Origin of the sequence: Saccharopolyspora sp. 7B, assembly GCF_020177435.1 — a bacterium.
GTDB lineage: Bacteria > Actinomycetota > Actinomycetes > Mycobacteriales > Pseudonocardiaceae > Saccharopolyspora_C > Saccharopolyspora_C gregorii.
This window is the reverse complement of the sequence record NZ_JAIUKC010000171.1, coordinates 1-21,989: the sequence shown is the minus strand read 5'-3', so window position 1 is coordinate 21,989 and position 21,989 is coordinate 1. Positions and strand designations below refer to the sequence as shown.

The 21,989-nt window shown below is 73.7% G+C and carries 20 protein-coding genes; 9 read left to right on the top strand and 11 right to left on the bottom strand.

What is annotated here, in order from left to right; translation table 11 throughout:
• Positions 1-236 precede the first annotated feature (236 nt).
• Positions 237-1,484, bottom strand: a complete 1,248-nt coding sequence (locus tag LCD33_RS23665; protein ID WP_224961016.1) for an NAD(P)/FAD-dependent oxidoreductase — start codon at positions 1,482-1,484, stop codon at positions 237-239.
• Between the two features lie 515 nt (positions 1,485-1,999).
• Here LCD33_RS23665 and LCD33_RS23660 point away from each other — a divergent pair.
• From LCD33_RS23660 to gdhA, 4 genes are all read left to right on the top strand, one after another.
• Positions 2,000-2,959, top strand: a complete 960-nt coding sequence (locus tag LCD33_RS23660; RefSeq protein WP_224961018.1) for a 2-hydroxyacid dehydrogenase — start codon at positions 2,000-2,002, stop codon at positions 2,957-2,959.
• A gap of 130 nt (positions 2,960-3,089) precedes the next feature.
• Positions 3,090-3,401, top strand: coding sequence for a hypothetical protein (locus LCD33_RS23655; RefSeq protein ID WP_224968116.1), 312 nt, complete (start codon positions 3,090-3,092; stop codon positions 3,399-3,401).
• Entirely contained in the window at positions 3,401-4,822 is a 1,422-nt protein-coding gene (locus LCD33_RS23650) for a sodium:solute symporter (RefSeq protein ID WP_224968114.1), read from the top strand. The genes LCD33_RS23655 and LCD33_RS23650 overlap by 1 nt, the downstream gene beginning before the upstream one ends.
• A gap of 424 nt (positions 4,823-5,246) precedes the next feature.
• The gene (gdhA, locus tag LCD33_RS23645; protein ID WP_224961022.1) at positions 5,247-6,596 is read left to right on the top strand and encodes an NADP-specific glutamate dehydrogenase; all 1,350 of its coding nucleotides are present in this window, start codon (positions 5,247-5,249) and stop codon (positions 6,594-6,596) included.
• 91 nt (positions 6,597-6,687) lie between these two features.
• Here the strand turns inward: gdhA and LCD33_RS23640 are convergent, their stop codons facing one another.
• The 3 genes from LCD33_RS23640 to LCD33_RS23630 are packed head-to-tail and all read right to left on the bottom strand — an operon-like array spanning position 6,688 to position 9,399.
• Entirely contained in the window at positions 6,688-7,467 is a 780-nt protein-coding gene (locus LCD33_RS23640) for an ABC transporter ATP-binding protein (protein WP_224961023.1), read from the bottom strand.
• The gene (locus tag LCD33_RS23635; protein ID WP_224968112.1) at positions 7,460-8,494 is read right to left on the bottom strand and encodes a glycine betaine ABC transporter substrate-binding protein; all 1,035 of its coding nucleotides are present in this window, start codon (positions 8,492-8,494) and stop codon (positions 7,460-7,462) included. Before LCD33_RS23635 ends, LCD33_RS23640 begins: the two co-directional genes overlap by 8 nt.
• Positions 8,495-8,517: 23 nt before the next feature.
• The gene (locus LCD33_RS23630) at positions 8,518-9,399 is read right to left on the bottom strand and encodes an ABC transporter permease (protein WP_224968109.1); all 882 of its coding nucleotides are present in this window, start codon (positions 9,397-9,399) and stop codon (positions 8,518-8,520) included.
• A 308-nt stretch (positions 9,400-9,707) separates the two neighbouring features.
• Here LCD33_RS23630 and LCD33_RS23625 point away from each other — a divergent pair, with 308 nt between their 5' ends.
• From LCD33_RS23625 to LCD33_RS23615, 3 genes are read left to right on the top strand one after another with little or no spacing between them, the layout of a single operon-like run.
• Positions 9,708-10,652 (top strand): MetQ/NlpA family ABC transporter substrate-binding protein, encoded by a 945-nt coding sequence (locus LCD33_RS23625; RefSeq protein ID WP_224968107.1) that lies wholly within the window; start codon positions 9,708-9,710, stop codon positions 10,650-10,652.
• On the top strand, positions 10,649-11,674 hold the full coding sequence (locus tag LCD33_RS23620; protein WP_224968106.1) for a methionine ABC transporter ATP-binding protein: 1,026 nt from the start codon (positions 10,649-10,651) through the stop codon (positions 11,672-11,674). The genes LCD33_RS23625 and LCD33_RS23620 overlap by 4 nt, the downstream gene beginning before the upstream one ends.
• Positions 11,671-12,333 carry a methionine ABC transporter permease gene (locus LCD33_RS23615; protein ID WP_224968104.1) on the top strand — a complete coding sequence of 221 codons (663 nt, stop codon included), beginning with the start codon at positions 11,671-11,673 and terminating at the stop codon, positions 12,331-12,333. Before LCD33_RS23620 ends, LCD33_RS23615 begins: the two co-directional genes overlap by 4 nt.
• 14 nt (positions 12,334-12,347) lie before the next feature.
• Here LCD33_RS23615 and LCD33_RS23610 read toward each other — a convergent pair whose 3' ends face one another.
• The 7 genes from LCD33_RS23610 to LCD33_RS29665 all read right to left on the bottom strand — a co-directional run bounded on the left by LCD33_RS23610 (position 12,348) and on the right by LCD33_RS29665 (position 18,412).
• Entirely contained in the window at positions 12,348-13,910 is a 1,563-nt protein-coding gene (locus LCD33_RS23610) for an alpha/beta hydrolase (RefSeq protein ID WP_224968102.1), read from the bottom strand.
• Between the two features lie 54 nt (positions 13,911-13,964).
• Entirely contained in the window at positions 13,965-14,765 is an 801-nt protein-coding gene (locus tag LCD33_RS23605; protein ID WP_224961031.1) for an ABC transporter permease, read from the bottom strand.
• Entirely contained in the window at positions 14,762-15,937 is a 1,176-nt protein-coding gene (locus LCD33_RS23600) for an ABC transporter substrate-binding protein (protein WP_224961032.1), read from the bottom strand. Before LCD33_RS23600 ends, LCD33_RS23605 begins: the two co-directional genes overlap by 4 nt.
• On the bottom strand, positions 15,934-16,668 hold the full coding sequence (locus tag LCD33_RS23595) for an ABC transporter ATP-binding protein (protein WP_224961033.1): 735 nt from the start codon (positions 16,666-16,668) through the stop codon (positions 15,934-15,936). The genes LCD33_RS23600 and LCD33_RS23595 overlap by 4 nt, the downstream gene beginning before the upstream one ends.
• Positions 16,644-17,711 (bottom strand): acyl-CoA dehydrogenase family protein, encoded by a 1,068-nt coding sequence (locus LCD33_RS23590; RefSeq protein WP_224961034.1) that lies wholly within the window; start codon positions 17,709-17,711, stop codon positions 16,644-16,646. Before LCD33_RS23590 ends, LCD33_RS23595 begins: the two co-directional genes overlap by 25 nt.
• A gap of 1 nt (position 17,712) precedes the next feature.
• Complete coding sequence (locus LCD33_RS23585; RefSeq protein WP_224961035.1) at positions 17,713-18,246, bottom strand: DUF4242 domain-containing protein; 534 nt, start codon at positions 18,244-18,246, stop codon at positions 17,713-17,715.
• An 82-nt stretch (positions 18,247-18,328) separates the two neighbouring features.
• Positions 18,329-18,412 (bottom strand): putative leader peptide, encoded by an 84-nt coding sequence (locus LCD33_RS29665; RefSeq protein WP_374108146.1) that lies wholly within the window; start codon positions 18,410-18,412, stop codon positions 18,329-18,331.
• A gap of 55 nt (positions 18,413-18,467) precedes the next feature.
• Here LCD33_RS29665 and LCD33_RS23580 point away from each other — a divergent pair, with 55 nt between their 5' ends.
• Together LCD33_RS23580 and LCD33_RS23575 are read left to right on the top strand one after the other, a co-directional pair.
• Positions 18,468-19,037, top strand: a complete 570-nt coding sequence (locus LCD33_RS23580) for a TetR/AcrR family transcriptional regulator (protein ID WP_224961036.1) — start codon at positions 18,468-18,470, stop codon at positions 19,035-19,037.
• Between the two features lie 500 nt (positions 19,038-19,537).
• Positions 19,538-21,850 carry a GH92 family glycosyl hydrolase gene (locus LCD33_RS23575; protein WP_224961037.1) on the top strand — a complete coding sequence of 771 codons (2,313 nt, stop codon included), beginning with the start codon at positions 19,538-19,540 and terminating at the stop codon, positions 21,848-21,850.
• Positions 21,851-21,989: the final 139 nt, after the last annotated feature.

Genomic DNA, 21,989 nt, shown 5'->3' with positions numbered 1-21,989 from the left:
GATCTCGTTGGACCAGGTCGAGTCCGCCTTCACCAAGATGCACGACGGAGAGGTCCTCCGTTCGGTGGTGGTGTTCTGACTCGTTCTGCTCGGCGGGACGGATAGCGACTCGTGTTGCGCAGCACTCGGGTGGCGGCGCCCCTGTCGGGCTGGCGGGTGGCAGGCCGCCGAACCGTCCGGTGCGGCGCTGCTGGCAGGCGCTCGGACGCGGCACGGGCGGTGGCGGAACTGCATGCTCACCCGGCCAGGTCGGAAACCCGTTGCGCGCAGTCGCATTCCGGTTCGCCGGAGGTGCGGGCACCGGCGTGTCGCTGCCGCCGGGCGATGAGCTTGGCGGTGGCGCGCGCTTCGGCGGCGATCCGGTGCAGGTGCCCTGCCGGGTGGTTGGTGAAGCCGAGGAAGTGCAGGTCCGGTGCTTCGGTGAGCTCCGGCGCCGCGGGCAGGTCCTGCGGCGTCGACAGCACGTCCGGCCCCACCAACCGGGCCAGCCCGGTCCGGTAGCCGGTGGCGGCGATGACGTGGTCCGGCCGGATGCGGCTGCCGTCGGCGAGCACCACCTGACTGCGGTCCACGCTCGCCACCGCCGGGACCGGCTGCACGCGTCCCTTCCGGACGGCTTCGACGATGCCGCGGTCGTGCACCGGGCTGCTCCCGTCCCGCCGGATCCGCGCGTAGAGCCCTTCCTGCGGGCGCGGCAGCCCGTGCCCGCGCAGGTCCGGGAGCTGAGCTCGGGCGAACGTCCGGGTCAGCAGGTCGGCGGCGGAGGTCGGCGCCTTCGCGAGCAGCACCCCCAGCCGCTGCCACCGGTCCGCCGCGGCGGGCACGATGGTCGGTGGGGTGCGCACCGACCACCAGACCCGGGTGGCGCCGTGCTGGGCGAGGGCCGTCGCGATCTCGGCGCCGCTGTTGCCGCCGCCGACGACGAGGACGTCGCGCCCGAGGTGCCGGTCCGGGTTCCGGTAGCGCGCGGAGTGCAGCAGCAGCCCGGAGAACCCGTCCAGCCCCGGCCAGTCCGGGATGTGCGGGGTGTGGGCGAGCCCGGTCGCGATGACCACCGCCCGCGCCGTCGTGGTCTCGCCACCGGCCCGCAGCCGCCAGCAGCGCTCCCCGCCGATCCGCTCCGCGGGCCACACCCGCTCCACGGTGGTGTTCGGCCGGACGTCCAGCTCGTGCCGCTGGGCGTAGTCCTCCAGGTAGCGCACCAGGTCCGCCCGGGCGACCCACCGCCCGAAGCGGCGCGGGATGCGCATCCCCGGCAGCCGGGACAGCGAGCGCGCGGTGTGCAGCCGCAGGTGGTCGTAGTGGTGGCGCCAGTTCGCCCCGACCTGCGGGCCGCGCTCGAACACGGTGGCCGCGATGCCGCGGCGGGCCAGCTCGGCCGCGACGGCGAGCCCACCGGGCCCGGCGCCGATGATCGCGACGGGGGTCTCCCGGTGGTGGGCGCGGACCTGGTGCCGGCACGTGCGAAGCGGATCGGTGTGCACGCGGACCTCCTGCGAGGTGGGGGGGACGATCACCCCCTACGTCGGCCGGGAGCGGCCTGCTCTGACGCCCGCGAAGATCGGTTCACCCGCTCGTGCCACCGCGCACGCGGAAGATCCACACGACCAGGTTCTCCCGAACCGGGTGCCGTCAGGCGGTGAGCGGGTGGTGGCCGCGCGTCTCGCGCCCGGCCCGGCGCACCGCCGCGGCCCCTTTCGCCCCCCCCCGCGCGCCCCCGGCCCCCCCCCCGCACCCCCACCCCCCGGTCCCCCCCACCGGGGGGCCGCCGGGGGGGGCGGGGGGGGGGGCCGCGCGCCCCCCCCCCCCCCGGGCCCCCCCCCGCGGCCGCTTCCGCCGCGCAGCGAGCGCGACCGGCACCGCACCGGACGGCCGTGCGCCGGTGCTCCGCGGCCGAGTCGGAAAAGGCATCGGCGGATGCCGGATCGGTGTTGGAAGCGGCATCGGCGCAGGCCTAGGCTGCGAGCAGCCCCCACCCCGCCGCAGGAGGAACCCCCGCATGCCCCAGTCCGCCCCGTCCGGCACCGTCCTCCAGGTCTGCGAGCTGCTGCCGTCGCTGGAGCAGGAGATGGCCGCGCGCTACGACGTGCTGCGGTTGCACGAGCAGCCCGATCCGGCCGCCTGCCTCGCCGAGCGCGGCGCCGACGTGGTCGCCGCGGTGACCAGCGCGCGCTACGGGGTGAGCGACGAGCTGATGGACGCGCTGCCGAAGCTCGGCGCGATCGTCCACTTCGGAGTCGGCTACGAGCGGACCGACGTGGCCCGCGCCCGCGCCCGCGGCATCGACGTCAGCAACACCCCCGACGTGCTCACCGACTGCGTCGCGGACCTCGCGGTGGGCGGGCTGATCGACGTGCTGCGCGGGCTGTCCGCCGCCGACCGCTACGTGCGGCGCGGCGAATGGGTGCCCGGCGGTTTCGGGTTGCGCACCAAGGTCAGCGGCAAGCGCGTCGGCGTCCTCGGGCTCGGCCGCATCGGCCGCGCCATCGCGCGGCGGCTGGAGGGGTTCGGCGCCGAGATCTCCTACCACTCGCGGCGTCCCGTCGACGGCGTCGGCTACCGGTACGCCGGGTCGGCGCGGGAGCTGGCCGCCGGGGTGGACGTGCTGGTCATCGCGACCGCCGGGGGAGCGGGGACCAGCGGCCTGGTCTCGGCGGAGGTGCTGGCCGAGCTCGGACCGCGCGGCTACCTGGTGAACATCGCCCGCGGCAGCGTCGTGGACGAACCCGCGCTGGTCTCGGCGCTGGTCGAGGGCAGGCTCGCGGGCGCCGCGCTGGACGTGTTCGCCGACGAGCCGAACGTGCCCGCCGCGCTGCTGGACCGGGACGACGTGGTGCTGCTGCCGCACATCGCCAGCGCCACGCGCGAAACCCGCGAGGCGATGGGCGAGCTGACCTTCCGCAACCTGGAGCGCTTCCTGGCCGAGGGCACCCTGGTCACCCCGGTGCCGCCGAGCTGACCCGCCCCGGGTGACCCCGCGCTCACCCGCACCGCTCCGGGCGGCGGGCGGTTAGCGTGTCCGGCGCACGGTGCGCTGCTCGACCCGCGACGACCGCGGGCGGAGACGGCCACCTGCGCAGGAGGCTGACATGAGCGGACGAGAGCGGAGCGGGCCGCCGAGGCCCGGTCCACGCGGCGCGCGGGGAGCGCTGCGGCCCTTCCACGCGGTGCTGGTGCTACCGGTGATCGCGCTGCTGGGCACCCCCTTCTTCCCCTTCGTCAACACCCCGGCGCCCTGGTTCGGGCTGCCGTCGGTGGTGGTGTGGGTGTGCGGCTGGTGCGTGCTGACCAGCCTGCTGCTGGCGTGGGTGCTGCGGCGCGAGGAGCGGGCCGGGCTGATCTCCGGCGACGACCCGGTGGGCCCGGTCGCGGAGAGCGCCGGGGAGGTGGACGCACCGTGATGGCGACCGCGCTGCTCGGCCTGGTGCTGATCGCCGTCGTCGGCCTGCTCGGCAGGCGCGGCGGCGGCTTCGACCTGGCCGCCTGGACCGTCGGGGGCCGCCGCTTCGGCGCGGTGGCCACGTTCTTCCTGCAGGCCGGGGAGATCTTCACGACCTTCACGTTCCTCGGCATCTCCGGGCTGGTGCTCGGCGGTGGCGTGGCCGCGATGTACATGCCCTCGTACCTGGTGCTCGGCTACGTCGGGATGTTCCTGGTGGCGCCGCTGGTGTGGCGGCTGGGCAAGCGCCACGGGTACCGGACGAACTCGGACTACCTGCGCCACCGGTTCCGCAGCCCCGTGCTGGGCGGGCTGACTGCGGTGCTGGCGATCGTGTTCTTCATGCCGGTCATCCAGGTGCAGCTGGTGGGGCTGGGCACGATCGTGTCGTTCATGACCGGTGACGAGCGGACCGGCACGGCGAGCGTCGTGGTGGCGATGCTGCTGGTGCTGCTGTTCGTGCTGTGGTCCGGGTTGCACGGGGTGGCGGCGACCTCGTACCTGAAGGACGTGCTGATGGTGGTGGCGCTGCTGGTGATCGCCGGCGGCGTGCTGCTGGCGCGGCAGCCGGAGGACGGGCTGTTCACCGCCGTGTTCCGGGGCGCGCGGGAACTGCTGACGATCCAGCCCGCGGGTTCCTACGGCACCGCCTGGTACGTGTCGAGCATCCTGGTCAGCGCGGCCGGTTTCGGGGCGATGACGCTGCCGTCGAGCTGGCCCGCGGTGCTGTCGGGGCGCTCGTCGAAGGCGGTGGCGTCGAACCACGTGTTCCTGCCGCTGTACACGGTGGCGGTGGCGATCCCGGTGCTGGTCGGCTTCTACGCGGTCGCCGACGCGACCACCCCGGCCGGCGCGGAGAACGCGGCGCTGCTGGAGCTGGCGCAGCGCACGTTGCCGGCCCCGCTGCTGGCGGTGGTGCTCATCGGCGGCGCGGCCTGCGCGATGGTGCCCGCGGCGGGCGGGCTGATCTGCGTGGCGACGCTGGTGTCGAGCAACCTGGTGCCGTCCGGCATGGCGGAGGGCGCGCGGCTGCGGGCGAGCCGGATCACCGCGGCCGTGGTCTCGGTGCTGGTGCTGGCGTTGACGTTGGGCCGCCCGGACCTGATGGCGAACCTGTACCTGCTGACCTACAGCGGCATGATCCAGCTGGCGCCCGCGAACCTGCTGGCGCTGCGGGAACCGGTGCCGGTGCGGTCCTCGGCGGTGCTGGCGGGTCTCGTCGCGGGGGAGTGCGTGGTGCTGGTGTCCGCGGTGCTGCAGGTGAACCCGTTCGGCGTGAACTCGGGGCTCACCGGCCTGGCGGTGAACCTGCTCGTGCTGGGGGTGGCCGCCGCGGTGCGCCGCCGCTCCCCGGCGCCACCGGAACCGGCTCCGATCGGCTGAACGACCGGCCCGCGAACGGGTCCGCCGGGACGTCCGGCGGACCCGTTCCACTGTGAGCAGGGCCACTCGTGAGCAATGCCACCGGGAAAACGGTCCGCGACTCGCGACTCCGCGCCCGGTGACACGGGTGCGTGCTCGTGCGAAGCTGGGCAACCGGCCCGAAACCCGCCGGAAACCCGCGTGTCCGCCGGTTTTTCGCCGACCCGAGGTAGTGCGAGCGCCGCGGAATCGTGTTTCCGGCGTGTTTCGGGCATGTTTCGGCGGTCGGTTCCGGATGCCGTTCGCGGCGTGAGGGCCGGGATAAGGTCTGCGGCGGCGGGTCGGGCCGCCGCGATACCGAGGCTGGCAGCGGGCCGGGCCCACCGGGTGGCGCACCGGTGCGGACCCCCGCGCGCCGGGCGATCACGAGTTGGAGGAGCGAGCTGTGGCGAATCTCGACGAGAAGCTTCAGGACATCTACGACGAGGTGCTGCACCGCAACCCCGGGGAGGACGAGTTCCACCAGGCGGTGCACGAAGTCCTCGACAGCCTCCGCCCGGTCGTCGCCAAGCACCCCGAGTACACCGACGCCGAGGTCATCCGCCGCCTGTGCGAGCCGGAACGGCAGATCATCTTCCGGGTGCCGTGGGTGGACGACAAGGGTTCGGTGCAGATCAACCGCGGGTTCCGCGTCGAGTTCAACTCCGCGCTCGGGCCGTACAAGGGCGGCCTGCGGTTCCACCCCAGCGTCTACCTGGGCATCGTGAAGTTCCTCGGTTTCGAGCAGATCTTCAAGAACTCGCTGACCGGCATGCCGATCGGCGGCGGCAAGGGCGGTTCCGACTTCGACCCGAAGGGCCGCTCCGACGGCGAGGTCATGCGGTTCTGCCAGTCGTTCATGACCGAGCTGTACCGGCACATCGGCGAGTACACCGACGTTCCCGCCGGGGACACCGGGGTCGGCGGCCGGGAGATCGGCTACCTGTTCGGCCAGTACAAGCGGATCACCAACCGCTACGAGTCCGGGGTGCTCACCGGCAAGGGCCTCAGCTGGGGTGGTTCCCAGGTGCGTCCGGAGGCCACCGGCTACGGCACGGTGTTCTTCGTGGACGAGATCCTGAAGACGTCCGGGGATTCCTTCGACGGCAAGAAGGTCGTCGTGTCCGGTTCGGGCAACGTCGCGCAGTACGCCATCGAGAAGGTGCACCAGCTCGGCGGCACCGTCGTGGCCTGTTCGGACTCCAGCGGGTACGTGGTGGACGAGAAGGGCGTCGACGTCACGCTGCTGCAGGAGATCAAGGAGGTGCGGCGCGCCCGCATCGACGAGTACGCCACCGCCCGCGGCGACGGCGTCCGCTTCATCTCCGGCGGTGCGGCCTGGGACGTGCCGTGCGACATCGCGCTGCCCTGCGCCACCCAGAACGAGCTGGACGCCGACCACGCGGCCGAACTGGTCCGCAACGGCTGCAAGATCGTCGCGGAGGGCGCGAACATGCCCACCACGCCGGAGGCCATCAAGTTCCTGAACGACGCCGGCGTGAAGTTCGCGCCCGGCAAGGCGGCGAACGCGGGCGGCGTCGCGACCTCCGCGCTGGAGATGCAGCAGAACGCCTCGCGGGACTCGTGGACGTTCGAGCACACCGAGCAGCGCCTCGCCGAGATCATGCGCGGTATCCACGACCGCTGCCTGCAGACCGCCGACGAGTACGACGCCCCCGGCAACTACATCGTGGGCGCCAACATCGCGGGCTTCACCCAGGTCGCGGACGCGATGCTGTCCCTCGGCGTCGTGTGATCCGCACCCGCCGGAGCGGCGGACCAGCGAGCTGAACGGCCCGATCGACCACCGCGTCCGGTCGGGCCGTTCCGCTGCGGCAGGTCGCGGCTCAGGCGGGCTGGAGCGCGGCGCGGACGGCGGTGGAGACCTCGCCGCGCAGCCGGGCGAACTCGGCCGAGGCGCGCAGCTCGTCGGCGGGAATCCCGCTGCGCGGCAGCGGAACCGGCAGGTCCAGCTCGACCCGGCCCGGCCGGTTGCTCAGCACGATCACCCTGCTGGCGAGGAAGACCGCTTCGTCGACGCTGTGCGTCACGAACACGGCGCCCTGCTCGGCGTCGTCGGTCAGCGAGCGCAGGTCCTCCTGCAGGCGTTCCCGGGTGAGCGCGTCCAGCGCCGCGAACGGTTCGTCGAGCAGCAGCAGGCCCGGCCGCCCGGCGAGGGCGCGGGCGATGGCGACCCGCTGCTGCTGGCCGCCGGAGATCTCCCAGACGCGCCGCCCGCCGATCTCGGCGAGCCCCACGCGTTCCAACAGCTCCGCGCGCCGCTGCGCCCGCTGCCCGCGCGGCACCCCCGCCCAGCGCAGCGCCGCGTCCAGGTTCCCCGCGACCGAGTGCCACGGGAACAACCGGGGTTGCTGGAACACCACGCCCACGTCGCGGCCGGGCACCGGGGCGCGCCCGTCGAGGGCGACGGTGCCGGTGCTGGGCCGTTCGAAACCGGCGACCAGCCGCAGCAGCGTGCTCTTGCCGGACCCGGACGGGCCCACGATCACCACGAACTCGCCGCGTTCGACGCGCAGGTCCAGCGGCCCGAGCGCGGTGACGGCGTTCGCGCCGCGCCCGTAGGAGCGGGTGGCTCCGGTGATCTCGACGAGGGGTTCATCAGGCATGAGCGGGCTCCGGGATGCGCAGGGCTCGCTGGAAGGTCGCGAGGTCGGGCAGGGCGTCGATCTTCTGCTGCGCCAGCAGGAATCCGGCGGTGGCGCGCAGCCGCGCGGCGAGCTCGCCGGGCGCCTGCGGGCTGCCGAAGTACTCGGGGCCGCGCTGCTGTTCCAGGTCGAGGTAGATGTTCTGCCGCAGCTGGCCCAGCGCGTCGTCCACGCTGCTGCCGAGCTGCCTGCTCACCGCCTCGGCGACCGGCCTGGGATCGGTGCGGATCTGCCGGATCGCCGCGTCGGTGGCGTCCAGCCAACCCTGGGCGACGTCGGGGCTGCGGTCGAGGAATTCCCGTGCGGCGACGGCGAAGGTGAGCGTGGGCTCGCCCGCCGCGGCGAGCTGCGCGCTGTCCACCAGCACCGTGCCGTTGCGCCGCAACGCGGTGAGCGTCGGCGTCCACAGGTAGGCGCCGTCGAGGTCGCCGCGCTCCCACGCCGCCTGGATGTTCTGCGGTTCCAGGTCGACGATGTCGACCCCGCCCGGGTCGACGCCGTGCTGCCGCAGCGCGGCGAGCAGGCTGTAGTGCGCGGTGGAGCTGAACGGAGCGGCGACCTTGCGCCCGGTCAGGTCCGGGATCGCGCGGATGCCGCGGTCGCCGCGCACCACCAGCGCCTCGCTGCTGCCGATCACGTTGAGCAGCTGGATCACCTGGTACGGCACGGCCAGCGGCGGGCTGAGCGCCTGCGCGGCGGGACTGCTGCCGATGACGGCGATGTCCAGCGCCCCGCTGAGGAACGCGGTGTTGATGCTCGCGCCGGAGTCGAACGCGGTCCACTGGAACTCGTGGTCCGGGAACCGCTGCTCCAGGGTGCGCTGCTCCTTGACGAGCAGGGTGCTGTCGGCGAAGTTCTGGTAGGCGATGCGGACCTCGCGGGCCTTCTCCTCCTCGGACTCGCCGCCGACGCCGCACGCGCTGAGCGCGGGGACGGCCGCGGCGGCGCCGAACAGGCCGAGCGCGGCGCGCCTGCTGAACCGGTGCACGGGTTCTCCTCTCACGGGGGTGGTCAGACGCGGCTGCGCCACGGGGACAGCGACTGGCGGACCGCGACGATCAGCAGGTCGATGACGAGGCCGGTGATGCCGATGACGAACAGGCCGAGGATCACCACGGCGGTCTGGTTGTAGCGCTGGGCGTTGAGCACCATGCCGCCGAGCCCGTCGGCGCCGTTCACGGTCTCCGCGGCCACCACCGACCCGTAGGCGATGCCGACGGCCAGCCGGACGCCGGTGAGGATCTCGGGCACCGACGCGGGCAGGATCACCGAGGCGATCACCTGCGCCCGGTTCGCGCCGAGTGCTTCGGCGGCCTCCACGTACTGCTTGCCGACCCCGGTGACCGCGGCTGCGGTCGCCACGGCCACGGGCGGGAACGAGGCCACCATCAGCAGGTACACCTTGGGTTCCTCGTCGATGCCGAACCAGATGACCAGCAGGCTCAGGTAGGCCAGCGGCGGCAGCGCGCGGATGAAGGTGACCAGCGGCTCCAGCATCACCCGCACCGGCCGGACCAGACCCATCACCAGGCCGAGGACGATGCCGATCAGGACGCCGTACCCGACTCCGTAGGCCAGCCTGCGCAGGCTCACCGCGAGGCGTTCCAGCAGCGTGTAGCCGGCGTAACCGGACTGGCCGTTGCCGGCGTCGCTGGTGGACAGCAGCTGCGCCCACACCTGGGCGGGCGCGGGCACGATCTGCTCGGGCCAGATCCGGAGCACGGCGACGAGCTGCCACACCAGCACCAGCACCACGACGGCGCCGAGCCCCAGCAGCGGGCCGCTCAACGGGCGCAGCGCGCTCAGCACCCGGTTCGCGGCGCCGGCCCCGGCCGGTCCGGAGGTGTCCCGTGGTCTTCCATCCTGCTTCAGCACGGCGTGCAACGTAGGCACTGCTCCTCGGGTCGGGCAACGCGTCCCGAATCCCGGGACGGACCAGGTCGATCCGAAACGTCCACAGTGGATCGTCAGGCCGGTGGTGATCGCCGGAGGGCGGGGGCGCGCGATCGGTCCGCGCAGATCACCTGCGCGCACCCGGCGGCCCGGCGCCGCGGACGGCGCCCAGCACACCTGCGGCCGCGCGGGCAAGGGGGCGGCCTGTGATTCCAGATCCTGGCACGGTTTCCGCGGAGGCCGGGCTCCGGTGCATCGTTGCGGCATCTCGCCGCGGAGGCCCGCGCACGCCCACTGGGAGGTCCACCATGTCCGCAAGAGCCGCAGACGAACTGCCGGAGAAGCCGCGGCGGAGTCGCCGGGGGTTGCTGGTGGCGGGCCTCGCACTCGTCGTGGTGCTGATCGCCGGTGCGGTGTTCGCCGCGCTCGGCACGGCGGGATCCGACGGGGCGGACGGCCGGATCACGGTGCGCATCGGGGCCACGGACGCGAGCAAGGAGTACTGGACGACGTTCCGGCAGCTCGCCGCCGAGCACGGGATCGACCTGCGCACCGTCGCCTTCAGCGACTACAACCAGGCGAACCCGGCGCTCGCGCAGGGCCAGATCGACGTGAACCTGTTCCAGCACCTGCTGTTCCTCGCCGATCACAACGCGGCGACGGGCGACACCCTCACCCCGATCGGCTCCACCTCCGTCGTCCCGCTGAACCTGTACTCCCGGCGGCACGCCGACCTCGCCGACATCCCGGCCGGCGGCACCGTCACCATCCCGAACGACGCGACGAACCAGGCGCGGGCGCTGCTGGTGCTCCAGCAGGCCGGGCTGATCTCGTTGCGGGGCGGGGGAAACCCGCTGTCGACCGTCGCCGAGATCGACGCGGCCGCGTCGAAGGTGCGCGTGCTGCCGGTGGACGCGGCGCAGACGGTGGCCTCGTTGCCGTCGGCCTATGCGGCGGTCGTGAACAACAACTACGCCCTGGACGCGGACCTCGACCCGTCCCGCGCGCTGTTCGGCGACGACCCGGCCGGGCCCGCCGCGCAGCCTTACACCAACGTGTTCGTCACCCGCGCCGAGGACGCCGACGACCCGACGTACGCGAAGCTCGTGGAGTTGTACCGGGACGAACGGGTCGCCGGCCAGGTGGCCGCGGATTCCCGCGGCACCGCGGTGCCGGTGCGGCGCTCCCCGGCGGAGCTGCGGGCGATCCTGGCGGAGCTGACCGACGAGGTGCGCGCGGCGGGCGACCGGTGAGCCCGCTCATCGAGTTCCGCGGCGTCGGCAAGACGTTCGGTTCAGGCTCCCGGGCTGTCACCGCGCTGGAGGGCATCGACCTGTCCGTCGAATCCGGGGAGGTGTTCGCGGTGATCGGGCACTCGGGCGCAGGCAAGAGCACGCTCGTGCGGCTGATCAACGCGCTGGAGCGGGCCGACTCGGGGACCGTGCTGGTCGGCGGCACCGACATCACCGGCCTGCCCGAACGGCGGCTGCGGCAGGTCCGGCGCGGCATCGGCATGGTCTTCCAGCAGTTCAACCTGCTGCGTTCCCGGACCGCGTTCGGCAACGTGGCCTACCCGTTGAAGGTCGCGGGCTGGGATCCGGCCCGGTGCGAGGAGCGGGTCGCGGAGCTGCTGCGGTTCGTCGGCCTGCTGGACAAGGCGTGGCACTACCCGGACCAGCTGTCCGGGGGCCAGCAGCAGCGCATCGGGATCGCCCGCGCGCTGGCGACGAACCCGGAGATCCTGCTCGCCGACGAGGCCACCAGCGCGCTCGACCCGGAGACCACCGGGGAAGTGCTGGACCTGCTCGGGCGGATCAACGCCGAGCTGGGCGTCACGATCGTGGTGATCACCCACGAGATGGACGTGGTGCGGCGGATCGCCGATCGGGTCGCGGTGCTCGACGCGGGCAGGCTCGTCGAGCAGGGCCGGGTGGCGGACGTGTTCGCGAACCCGGCGGCGGAGACCACGCGGCGGTTCGTGCGCACCGTCCTGCCCGATCGGCCCAGCGACGCCGAGCTGGCGCGGCTGCGGGCCAGGAATCCCGGCCGGCTGGTGACCGCCCGGATCGGCGGCGAGCAGCGGGTCGGCGCGGTGCTCTCGGCGGCCCTCGCCGAGCACCGGGTTCGGTTCGAGGTCGTGCACGGCGGCGTCGAGGAACTCGGCGGCGACGCGTTCGGCAGGCTCACCTTGGAGCTCGCCGGCGCGGACGAGGACGTGGACGCGCTGATCGCCGCCCTGCGCGCGGTCACCGACGTGGAGGAGCTCGCGGCGTGAACATCGACTGGGACACCATCGGACCGGTGCTGCTGAGCTCCGTCGCCCAGACCATCGGGATGGTGCTGGTGACGATGCTCGTCGGCGGATTCCTCGGGCTGGTGCTGGGAATCCTGCTGCACACCACCAGGGCAGGCGGCCTGCTCGCGAACCGCGCGGTGTTCACCGCGCTCAACCTGCTGGTGAACATCATCCGGCCGATCCCGTTCATCATCTTCATCACCGCGATCGGTCCCGTGACGCTGGCCGTCGTCGGCACCACGCTCGGCACCCCGGCGGCGACGTTCGCGCTGGTCGTGGCCGCGACGTTCGGGATCTCCCGCATCGTGGAGCAGAACCTCGTCGGCATCGACCCCGGCGTGATCGAGGCGGCGCGGGCGATGGGGGCGAGTCCGCTGCGGATCATCGGCACGCTGCTGGTGCCGGAGGCGCTGGCGCCGCTGATCCTCGGCTACACCTTCGTGTTCGTCGCGGTCGTGGACATGACGGCGGTGGCCGGGGCGGTCGGCGGTGGCGGGCTCGGCGACTTCGCGATCACCTACGGATACCAGCGCTTCGACTGGACGATCACCGCCATCGCAGTGCTGATCATCATCGTGCTGGTGCAGGCGGCCCAGTTCGTCGGCAACCGGCTCTCCCGCGCGGCGCTGCGGCGCTGAGCCGCGTCCGGTGCTCAGCCGAGCGGGCTGACGGCGGCCAGCGGCCAGCCGAGCAGCACGCCGCCGACGACGGCGGGCAGCCACCACGCGGCACCGGTCCGGGCGAGCACCGCCGCCCACGCGAGGTGCCAGAGCAGCAGCGCCCCCAGCAGCGGCGCGATCAGCAGCACGAAGCTCGGCAGCACTCCCGCGACCGCGCACACCCCGACCCCGAGCAGCGCGGCGACCAGCACCGCCGCCCGCACCGCGTCCTGCCGCGGGCCGGTCCGTCCGCGGGCCGCGAACTCCGCTGCGGCGCAGGCGATTCCGCAGGCGACGACGACCAGCGGGGTCCACCACCAGCGCGCACCGTGCGGCACCGGCTCGGCCAGCGCGATCCCGATGGGCGCGGCCACGGCGAGCAGCGCGCAGCAGATGACCGCCGCCGGCCGCCAGGCCGCACCGGACCCTCCACATCGGACGCCTCGGGCATCTCGGACGTCGTGCGCGCTGCGGGCGCCTCGGCCCAGCACCGCGCAGCTCCCGAGCCCGAACAGGACGAGGAACAACCCGATCTCGCCGCCCACCGCCAGCGGGGACCAGCCACCCGGCGCCAGCACCGAGCCCGCCGCGGCGAGCACGAGCCCGGCCACGACCGCGGCGGCGACCGCGGGCACCGACGGCGCCGACCCCGACCCCGACCCCGGCTCCGGTTCCGGTCTCGCCGAGCCGAACAGCCGGCGCGCGAAGGGCAGGAAACCGATCGCGAACGCGGCCCACAGCAGGACCGCGGGCCACAACCGCTCGCCCGCCGCGACCCGCACCGGCGCGGACACGTGCAGCGAGTCCTGCAGCCAGCGCGCCGCCGCCGCGTGGGCCCGCGGCGCGAAGAGGATCGCGAGGTGCTCGGCGCCCGCGACGGTGCCGCCCCGCCGGGCGTTCTCCCGCGCCGGATCGGCGGGCGCGCCCCACACCGCGTCGGGGCGCCCGGCGCGCAGGGCCTGCTCGGCCGCGCGGTGGAACACCGGGAACTCGAACTGCCCGGTGAGCAGCAGCAGGTCCGCGGGCAGCGCCGGGTCCGGTGGGATATCGGAGCCGGGCAGCGACACGGCCACCGTCGCGGCGATCCCGGGATGCTCCGCCGCGTACCGGTGCACCGCACCGGCCCCCATGGAATGGCCGACCAGCCCGATCCGCTCCGGATCGACTCCGGGCGTCCGCCGCAGCAGACCGACGGCCGCATCGAGGTCCGCCGCCAGCCGCACCTCCCGCTCCGGTCCGTCGGGCAGCGGCGCCGGATTCGCCCCGTGCCCGGCGAAGTCCGGCAGCGCGACGACGAACCCGGACCGCGCCAGCGTCGTCCCCCAGTCGGCCATCAGGCGGCGGCTCGCGGCGTGCCCGTGCGCCACCACCACTCCCGGAGCGGACCCGGCCGACGCGGCGGGGCGCACCAGGTCGACCGGCACGCCGTCGACGACGGCGCTCGTGCGCACCACACCGGAATCGACCCTGGCGAGCCCGAGACCCGCCCCGGCGGCCAGCAGCACGACCAAGGCGGGAACCAGCCACGACGAAGCGCGACGCGCGACGTTCACCACGCCGAGATCGTCCCACGGGGCGCGGCGGTGATCACGCGCGCGGCGGGTCCGCGCTCACCGCCGCGGGCGCAGCAGCGTGCGGGCGAGGGCGTCGAGGAGGTAGCCGAGGACGCCGATCACCAGGATCACCGCCATCACCTGGTCGTAGGCGAGCTGGTCGCGGGAGTTGAGGATCTGGTACCCCAGCCCGGAATCCACGCCGAGCATCTCCGCGGGCACCAGCACCACCCACGCGATCCCGAGCGCCAGCCGCAGCCCGGTCAGCACGTGGGTGCGGGCGGTCGGCAGCACCACGCTGGTGAGCACCTCGAACCGGGTCGCGCCGAGCGACCGCGCCACCCGGACGTGACCGGGTGAGACGGCGTGCACCCCGGCGGCGGTGTTGAGCACGATCGGCCACACCGCCGCGGCCGCCACCAGGAACGTCACCGGCCGGTGCCCGATGCCGAACACGGCCACCGCGATCGGAGCCCAGGACAGCGGCGAGATCATCCGCAGGAACTGGAACACCGGCCGCGTCGCCCGCTCCACCACGTCCAGCGACCCGACCAGCAGCCCGACCGGGACGCCGACGACCGCGGCGATGAGCATGCCCAGCAGCAGCCGCCACAGGCTGGCCGCCACGTCCGGCAGCAGCACGCCCCTGGCCAGCAGGTCGCCGATCGCGGGCACCGCGTGCTGCGGGGCGAACGCCGTGAGCAGCCGGTCGCCGGTGAGCACGTCGGTCACCAGCCACCACACCGCGACGGCCACCAGCACCGCCACCAGCGGCGGCCCGGCCCGGTGCGCGAGGCCCGGCCGGTCGGTCCGGGCGGGGCTCGTGTCCTCGGCGCCGCGCGGGGAGAGCGTGGTCATGCGGGGTTCACCTCTTCGCTGCGGGTCAGGGAGCCGGGCAGGCCGAACGCGGCCGGTCCGCCGAGGCGGCGCAGGCTGCCGCGCACGAACCGGTCGTCGACGAGCTGCCCGTGCACCTCGTCGGTGCGGAGGCCGTCGAGGAACCGGGTGTCGCCGTCGACGACCGTGGTGCGCATCGATTCGACGAGTTCCGCGGTGAACCCGGGGAACGGGAACGGCTGGAAGCCGATGCGCTGCCCGGCCCACGCCGGGTGGTGCAGCGCGTGCGGGTAGGGGGCCGCCGGATACTGCAACGCCTTCGACACCGCCTTCAGCGGCTGCGGCAGGTAGTTCCCGCCGGTGAGCGCCCGCGCGCCGCCCGCCCGGTCGCGGGCGAGGCCGAGCTGGGTGAGCGCCAGCGCGTCCACCAGGCCCTGCACCCGGCCCGGTGCGGTGTCCAGCAGGTCCTGGTGCGCGAGCACCACGCAGCAGGCGTGGTCGCGCCACACGTCGCCGACGAACCGCAGGATGCGCCCCACGCCCTTGATCTCGGCGATCGCGTTGAACGGGTCGGCCACGATGTAGCCGCCGACGGAGCCGCCGTCCAGCGCGGGGACCATGTCGGAAGGGCTCATCACCACCAGTTCCACCGTGCCGTCCGCGGCGGAGGGCTGCTGCCGCACCACCGGGGTGAGCCCGGCGGCGCGCAGCATCCGCTGCAGCACGATGTTGTGGATGGACCACCAGAACGGGATGGCGACCTTGTGCCCGGCGAGCTGCTCGACGCGCTCGACGTCGCGGCGCACGGTGAGCGCCGAGCCGTTCGTGTGGTTCCAGGCCAGCACCCGGCAGTCGGCGCCCATCGCGTACCGCAGCTGCACCGCGAACGGCATCAGCAGGTGCACCACGTCGACCTGCCGGGTGAGGAACGCTTCGGCCAGCGACGCCCAGCTGCGGAACCTCACCGGCCGCGCCGCACCGGTGCCGTGCTCGTCGAGCAGGCCGCTGCCGTGCGCGAGCAGCAGCGGTGCCGCGTCGGTGATCGGCAGGTAGCCGATGCGCAACGCGGTGGAGGAGACATCGCGGTGCCGCGCCGCGTTCAGCCCGAGGTCGGTGGCGGCGCCGAGCCCGGCGGCCGCGCCCAGCGCCCCGGCGCCCAGCAGCAGCGACCGGCGCGACCACAGCGGACTCATCGGGCCGCTCCCGCCGCGACGGGGCTCGCCGGGTAGTGCGCGAGCAGTTCCGCCCGCAGCGGGCCGTCCGCGGTACCGGGGGAGTTCGGCCATTCCCGCGCCACCGCACCGGTTCCGTCGAGCATCGCGATCCGGTCGGCGACCAGCAGCGCCTCGTCCACGTCGTGGGTGACCAGCACCGAGGTGAGCCCGAGGTCGTCGGTGCTCGCCCGCACCCACCGCTGCAGGTCGGCGCGCGCCGCCGGGTCGAGCGCGCTGAACGGTTCGTCGAGCAGCAGCAGCGCCGGGCCGATCGCCGCCGCCCGCGCGACCGCGACCCGTTGCGCCTGCCCGCCGGAGAGCCGGTCCGGGTAGGAGTCGGCGAGTTCGGCGAGCCCCAGCCGCTCGACCAGCCCCGCCGCCCAGTCCGGCGAGAACCGCGGCCGGTTGGTCCGGTAGCGGCCGCCGAGCAGCACGTTGTCCCGCACGGTCAGCCACGGCATCAGGTGCGGCTGCTGGAACACGGCGCCGATCGGCGGCCGCGCGCCACCGGCCCACTCCAGCGCGCCGCCGTCGAGGGATTCGAGCCCGGCGAGGATCCGCAGCAGCGTGGACTTCCCGCAGCCGCTGGGGCCCAGCAGCACCACGAACTCCCCGTCCCGCACCACCAGGTCCAGTCCGTCGAGGACCTTGCGGTGGTGCGGCGGGTACGACTTCTCCGCGCCGCTCAGGCGGACCGTGACAGTTCCCACCGCAGTTGTCCTTCCGTCGGGGCCTGGATCGGGAGGAAGGCGGCCTCGCGCAGCCTGCGGCTCGTCGGGCTGGTGGCGGCGTAGCCGCGGCCACCGGTGACCGCCGCTTCCAGCCTGCTCGCCGCACCGGCCGTGCGCGCCGCGTCCAGCCGCAGCCGCAGCAGGTCCGCGGGCCGCTGCGGGACGCGGGCGAACTCGAACAGCCGGGACCGCACCGAATCGTGCGCGGCGGCGAGCTCGTCGAAGTCCGGGCGGAACTCGGCGTTCAGCCCGTCCAGCGCCGTCGCCGCCTGCCGCCGGGACGCGCCCGCGAGCCCGGCGCAGAACGCGCTCTGCACCAGCAGGAACGTCGGCCGGACCGCGCGCACGAAACCGGTCAGGTCGGTGCTGAGCACGTCCGCCGCCGGCACGTCCACTTCGGTCAGCGCCACCGACGAGGAGCCGGTCGCACCGAGCGCCAGCAGCTCGGGTGCCGAGTGGACGGTCACCCCGGGGTCGCCGACGCGCAGCACCGCGATCAGCCCGCCGCCGTCGGCGAACCGGGCGGGGACCACCACGAGCGCGTCGTCGAACAGGTTCGACGCCCAGCGGATCGGCCCGGTCAACCGCACCCCGGTGCCGGTCCGCTCGGCCAGCACCGGCACCGGTTCGATCCCGGCGACGTGCTTCATGGCGGGCGCCATCGCGGTGACGCCGATCCGCGAGCCGGTGCGCAGCCCGTCCAGTTCCCGCGCCGCTGCCGCGTCGGCGGGACCGCGGGCCACGTACTCGACGACCATCCGCTGCGCCCACAGCGAGAACGCCGAGGACAGGCAGCCGGCCGCGACGTCCTCGACGAGCAGCAGCATCGTGGCGAGGTCGCCGCCGCAGCCCGGCGCGCCGAGCTCCAGCAGCCCGCGTTCCCCGAGGAACCGCAGGCCGGGCCGCACGTCGGCGTCGCCGCGGTCGAGCGCCGCCGCGCGGTCGGCGAAGTGCTCGGCGATCTCGGCGCGGCCCGGGTGGTCCGCGGGCGCGCCGGTCCGGTCGGTGTGCGCGGCCGTCATGTCAGCCCCGGTCCAAGGTGTGCAACCGGTCGATGGGCGTGCTCACGGCGTCGCGCGCCTTGCGCACCACGCCCTCGTCGGGTGCGTCGTAGAGGCACAGGCACTTGGCCATGTCCTCGCGCACGTAGGTGCGCAGGAACGTCACCTCGGGCACCTCGGCGTACTTGGGCGCCTTGGCCTTCTTGTTCGCCAGGTAGGTGTCCATGTCCAGGTCGGCGGGGAAGTCCCACTCGACGAGGTAGCCGGCTTCGGGGCGGGCGGCCTTGACCTCGGCGAGGTCGGCGCCGACCAGGCGGACCAGGTGCGGGCCGGAGAGCTCGGCGACCTCGGGCAGCTGCTCGCCGCGGAGGGTGGCGAGGTCGGCGTCGTCCGCGGCCTCCACCACGGCGAACACCCGGTCCCGCGCGCCGGTGACCTGCGATTCGATCAGTTCGGCACCCGCTTCGCGCGCGGCGGTGTCGAAGGCGGCGAGCAGCTGCTCGGTCCGCTGGCGGGCGTCGTCGGCGGGCACGATCTCGTACAGGAACAAGGACATGGCGGGGCCTCCGTGCGGGCAGGGGGATGCGCGGCAGCGGACGACGGCTCACGTCGTCCGCGCGATGTCGCGAGAGGGGGGTTCAGGCCAGGGGAGCGGGACAGATCGCGCTGGCGACGCGGAGCAGGTCCACCTGCAACCGCCGCACGAGCTCCGAACCTGGCATGCCACCACCCTAGGCCTAGACCGATCGTTCTGTCCATCGATGTTAGGCTGTGTCCATGGCCACCACGCGATCCGGCGCAGCCGCTCCCGCCCAGCGACTCCTGGACGCGGCCGGAACCCTGTTCGTGCGGGAGGGCATCCGCGCGGTCGGCATCGACCGGGTGCTCGCCGAAGCCGGGGTCGCGCGCGCCAGCCTCTACCACGCCTACGGCTCCAAGGACGGCCTCATCGCCGCCTACCTCGACGACCAGGACGAGGCCGACCGCGGCAAGTGGGAGAAGGCCGCCGCCGAACTGGACTCGCCGCGCGAGAAGGTCCTGGCGCTGTTCGACCTCGCGCACGGCGCCGCGCTGGACCGCCGGTTCCGCGGTTGCCTCTACCTCAACGCCGCCACCGAGTTCCCCGATCCGCAGCACCCGGCGCGCGCCGCCATCGACCGGCACCGCGCCTGGCTGCACGAGCTGCTCGTGGACCTCGCCGGGCGGTCCGGGGCCGCCGATCCCGAGGCGACCGCCGAGCGGATCCGGCTGATCTACGACGGCGCGGTCGCGGGGTCCAAGTTCAGCCGCGGCACCGAACCGATCGAACTGGGCAAGCGGCTCGTCGCCGAGCTCCTTCCCGGCTGACCGCCATTCCCGGGAAATCCCCTTCCATTCTGGGAAAAACGGGAGCGCGGTCGCCCGCATTGCCCTGAACGGATGGAAACGCGTCCGGAATCCGCTGCTCCGGGCGGCGCGCGGGACGCGGATGATTGCCGCCGCCGAGTCCGGTCTGTACGGTTGATCTCACCGCGATGGACAACGTTGTCATGGGGGATCTGTGCGCGATCCGGGCCGTTCTTCCCGCCTCCTGCGCGGATTCCGCATGGCGTTCCCGGTGGCCGGGTCGCCGTCGCGGCCGGGTCGCCTGCCGCCGCACTCGCCGCCGAACCCGCCTCGATGACCATCGGGAATCCGCGGCCGGAATGCGGTCCGCGATTTCCCGCTCGCGCGCCGGAAGAAGTCCGTGGAACTCCTTCTTCCCGCGCGGAATTCCGATTCCGCGTCCCCCTTCGGCATCGGGGTGCCGGACGTTCCCGCTCGTTTCCGTACCACGCCGCACCACCACCTCCGAGGAGAGGAGCACGATGCGCACCTCCAGGCGCAGACGCACGTCCGGCCGGAGCCGATCGCTGCTGGCCGGCGCCGTCGGGCTGGTCACCGCGCTGGCCCTGCCGGGCTCCGCGGTCCCGGCCGTCGCGGGCCCGGCCGCACCCGGCGTCGAAGACCCGGCGCAGTACGTCAACCCGTTCACCGGCACCAAGCCCGGTGGTCCCGACTTCGGGCACGGCGGGGGAGCGGGCAACACCTTCCCCGGTGCGGTCGCGCCGTTCGGGATGATGCAGTGGAGCCCGGACACCGCCGAGTACCAGCACGGCGGCTACCAGTACGAGGACGACCGGATCCGCGGGTTCAGCCTCACCCACATCTCCGGCGCGGGGTGCGGGGACTTCGGCAACATCCCGTTCCTGCCGGTGCTCGGTGACGCCCCGGTGCAGGACCACCCGTTCTCGCACGAGAACGAATCGGCCTCGCCCGGCGCCTACGACGTCACCTTCGACAACGGGCTGCGCACCGAGCTGACCGCGACCCAGCGGGCCGGCGTCGCGCGGTTCACCTATCCCGAGGGCGAGACCGCCTCGCTGTCGATCGACGCGGCGAAGGCGTTCAACGACGCCGAGGGCTCGCTGACCATCGACGGCAACACCATCAGCGGCTACAGCGACGGCGGCGGTTTCTGCGGCGGCTCCAACGAATACCGCGTCTACTTCCACGCCGAGTTCGACCACGACTTCACCAGCAGCGGCGTCGTGCGCGACGGCCGGGTCGACACCTCGGCGAAGGAGATCTCCGGTTCGGGTACCGGGGCCGCGAACGAGCAGCAGGCGCAGGACGACGGCGCGCAGGCCTTCGTCTCCTTCGACCCGGGCGCCGAGCGCACCGTGACCGCCCGCGTCGGGCTGTCGTTCGTCAGCCTGGACGGCGCGAAGGCCAACGCCGCCGAGGAGCTCGGCGACCGCGGCTTCGACCAGGTCCGCGACGGCACCCGCGCGGCGTGGAACGAGCTGCTCGGGCGGATCGACGTCGGCGGCGGCAGCGAGCAGGACCGGCGGCGGCTCTACACCGGGCTCTACCACTCGCTGCTGCACCCCAACGTGTTCAGCGACGTCGACGGGAACTACACCGGCTTCGACGGCGAGGTGCACCGGGCCGAGCCGGGCCACGCCCAGTACGCCAACTACTCCGGCTGGGACGTGTACCGCTCGCAGACCCAGCTGGTCGCGCTGATCGCGCCCGACATCGCCTCGGACATCGCGCAGTCCGCGGTGAACCAGTCCGCGCAGGGCGGCTACTTCGACCGCTGGACCGTCGCCAACGGCGGCACCGGCGTGATGACCGGCGACCCGCTGCCGATCATGATCTCCAGCGCGCACGCGTTCGGCGCCACCGACTTCGACACCGGCCGGGCGCTGGAGCGGATGCGCGCCGGGGCGACCAACGAGGACGAGCGGCCGGTGCACGAGCAGTACGGCGAACTCGGTTACATCCCCGCCGAGGACGAGGAATCGTGGGGCTCGGTGTCGACGACGCTGGAGTACACCGGCTCCGACTTCGCCATCTCCCAGTTCGCCGACCGGATCGGCGACACCGGCGCGCGCGACGAATTCCAGCAGCGCGCGCGGAACTGGCAGAACCTGGTCAACCCGGACAGCGGCTGGATCCAGCCGCGCAAGGCCGACGGCTCCTGGCCCGAGTTCGACCTCGCCCAGCAGGACGGCTACGTGGAGGGCAACGCCGCCCAGTACGCCTGGATGGTGCCGTTCGACCACCAGGGGCTGTTCGACCGGATGGGCGGGAACGAGCAGGCGGGGGCGCGGCTCGACGAGTTCTTCGCCGAGCTCAACGCCGGACCGGACGAACCGCACGCCTACCTCGGCAACGAACCGTCGGCGAACACCCCGTGGGCCTACGCCTACGCCGGGCAGCCGCACAAGACGCAGGACGTGGTGCGCCGCTCGCTGACCGAGCTGTTCAGCGCCGAACCGGACGGCCTCGTCGGCAACGACGACCTCGGCCAGATGTCGTCCTGGTCGGTGTGGGCGGCGCTGGGCATGTACCCGGAGGCGCCGGGCCGCGCGGACCTCGTGCTGGCCAGCCCGCTGTTCCCGTCGATCAGCATCGACCGGGGCAACGGCACCACCATCACCGTCAACGCCCCCGACGCTTCGCAGGACGCGAAGTACGTGCAGGACCTGTCGGTGAACGGGGAGCGGACCGGGAAGCCGTGGCTGTCCGAGCGGTTCGTCGCCGAGGGCGGCACGCTCGACTACGCCCTGGGCACCGAGCCGAACACCGGGTGGGGCAGCGCGCCCGAGGACGCGCCGCCGTCGTTCGGCTGATCCGCTCGTCTTGATCGCGGGGGGGGCCCCCCGGGGCCCCGGGGGGGGGGCCCCCGGGGGCCCCCGGGGGGGGTAACCCCACGGCCAATTAGACCCGGGGGGCCCCAATAAAGGACCAAAAATTAAAAATTTTGCGAGG

What these genes read in the sequence shown, in the direction of transcription:
- LCD33_RS29665 (WP_374108146.1), bottom strand. Translation starts at nt 18,412, where the DNA reads ATGCCAGGTTCGGAGCTCGTGCGGCGGTTGCAGGTGGACCTGCTCCGC.
- LCD33_RS23625 (WP_224968107.1), top strand. Translation starts at nt 9,708, where the DNA reads ATGTCCGCAAGAGCCGCAGACGAACTGCCGGAGAAGCCGCGGCGGAGT.
- LCD33_RS23590 (WP_224961034.1), bottom strand. Translation starts at nt 17,711, where the DNA reads ATGACGGCCGCGCACACCGACCGGACCGGCGCGCCCGCGGACCACCCG.
- LCD33_RS23655 (WP_224968116.1), top strand. Translation starts at nt 3,090, where the DNA reads ATGAGCGGACGAGAGCGGAGCGGGCCGCCGAGGCCCGGTCCACGCGGC.
- LCD33_RS23600 (WP_224961032.1), bottom strand. Translation starts at nt 15,937, where the DNA reads ATGAGTCCGCTGTGGTCGCGCCGGTCGCTGCTGCTGGGCGCCGGGGCG.
- LCD33_RS23585 (WP_224961035.1), bottom strand. Translation starts at nt 18,246, where the DNA reads ATGTCCTTGTTCCTGTACGAGATCGTGCCCGCCGACGACGCCCGCCAG.
- LCD33_RS23605 (WP_224961031.1), bottom strand. Translation starts at nt 14,765, where the DNA reads ATGACCACGCTCTCCCCGCGCGGCGCCGAGGACACGAGCCCCGCCCGG.
- LCD33_RS23580 (WP_224961036.1), top strand. Translation starts at nt 18,468, where the DNA reads ATGGCCACCACGCGATCCGGCGCAGCCGCTCCCGCCCAGCGACTCCTG.
- LCD33_RS23660 (WP_224961018.1), top strand. Translation starts at nt 2,000, where the DNA reads ATGCCCCAGTCCGCCCCGTCCGGCACCGTCCTCCAGGTCTGCGAGCTG.
- LCD33_RS23575 (WP_224961037.1), top strand. Translation starts at nt 19,538, where the DNA reads ATGCGCACCTCCAGGCGCAGACGCACGTCCGGCCGGAGCCGATCGCTG.
- LCD33_RS23640 (WP_224961023.1), bottom strand. Translation starts at nt 7,467, where the DNA reads ATGCCTGATGAACCCCTCGTCGAGATCACCGGAGCCACCCGCTCCTAC.
- LCD33_RS23650 (WP_224968114.1), top strand. Translation starts at nt 3,401, where the DNA reads ATGGCGACCGCGCTGCTCGGCCTGGTGCTGATCGCCGTCGTCGGCCTG.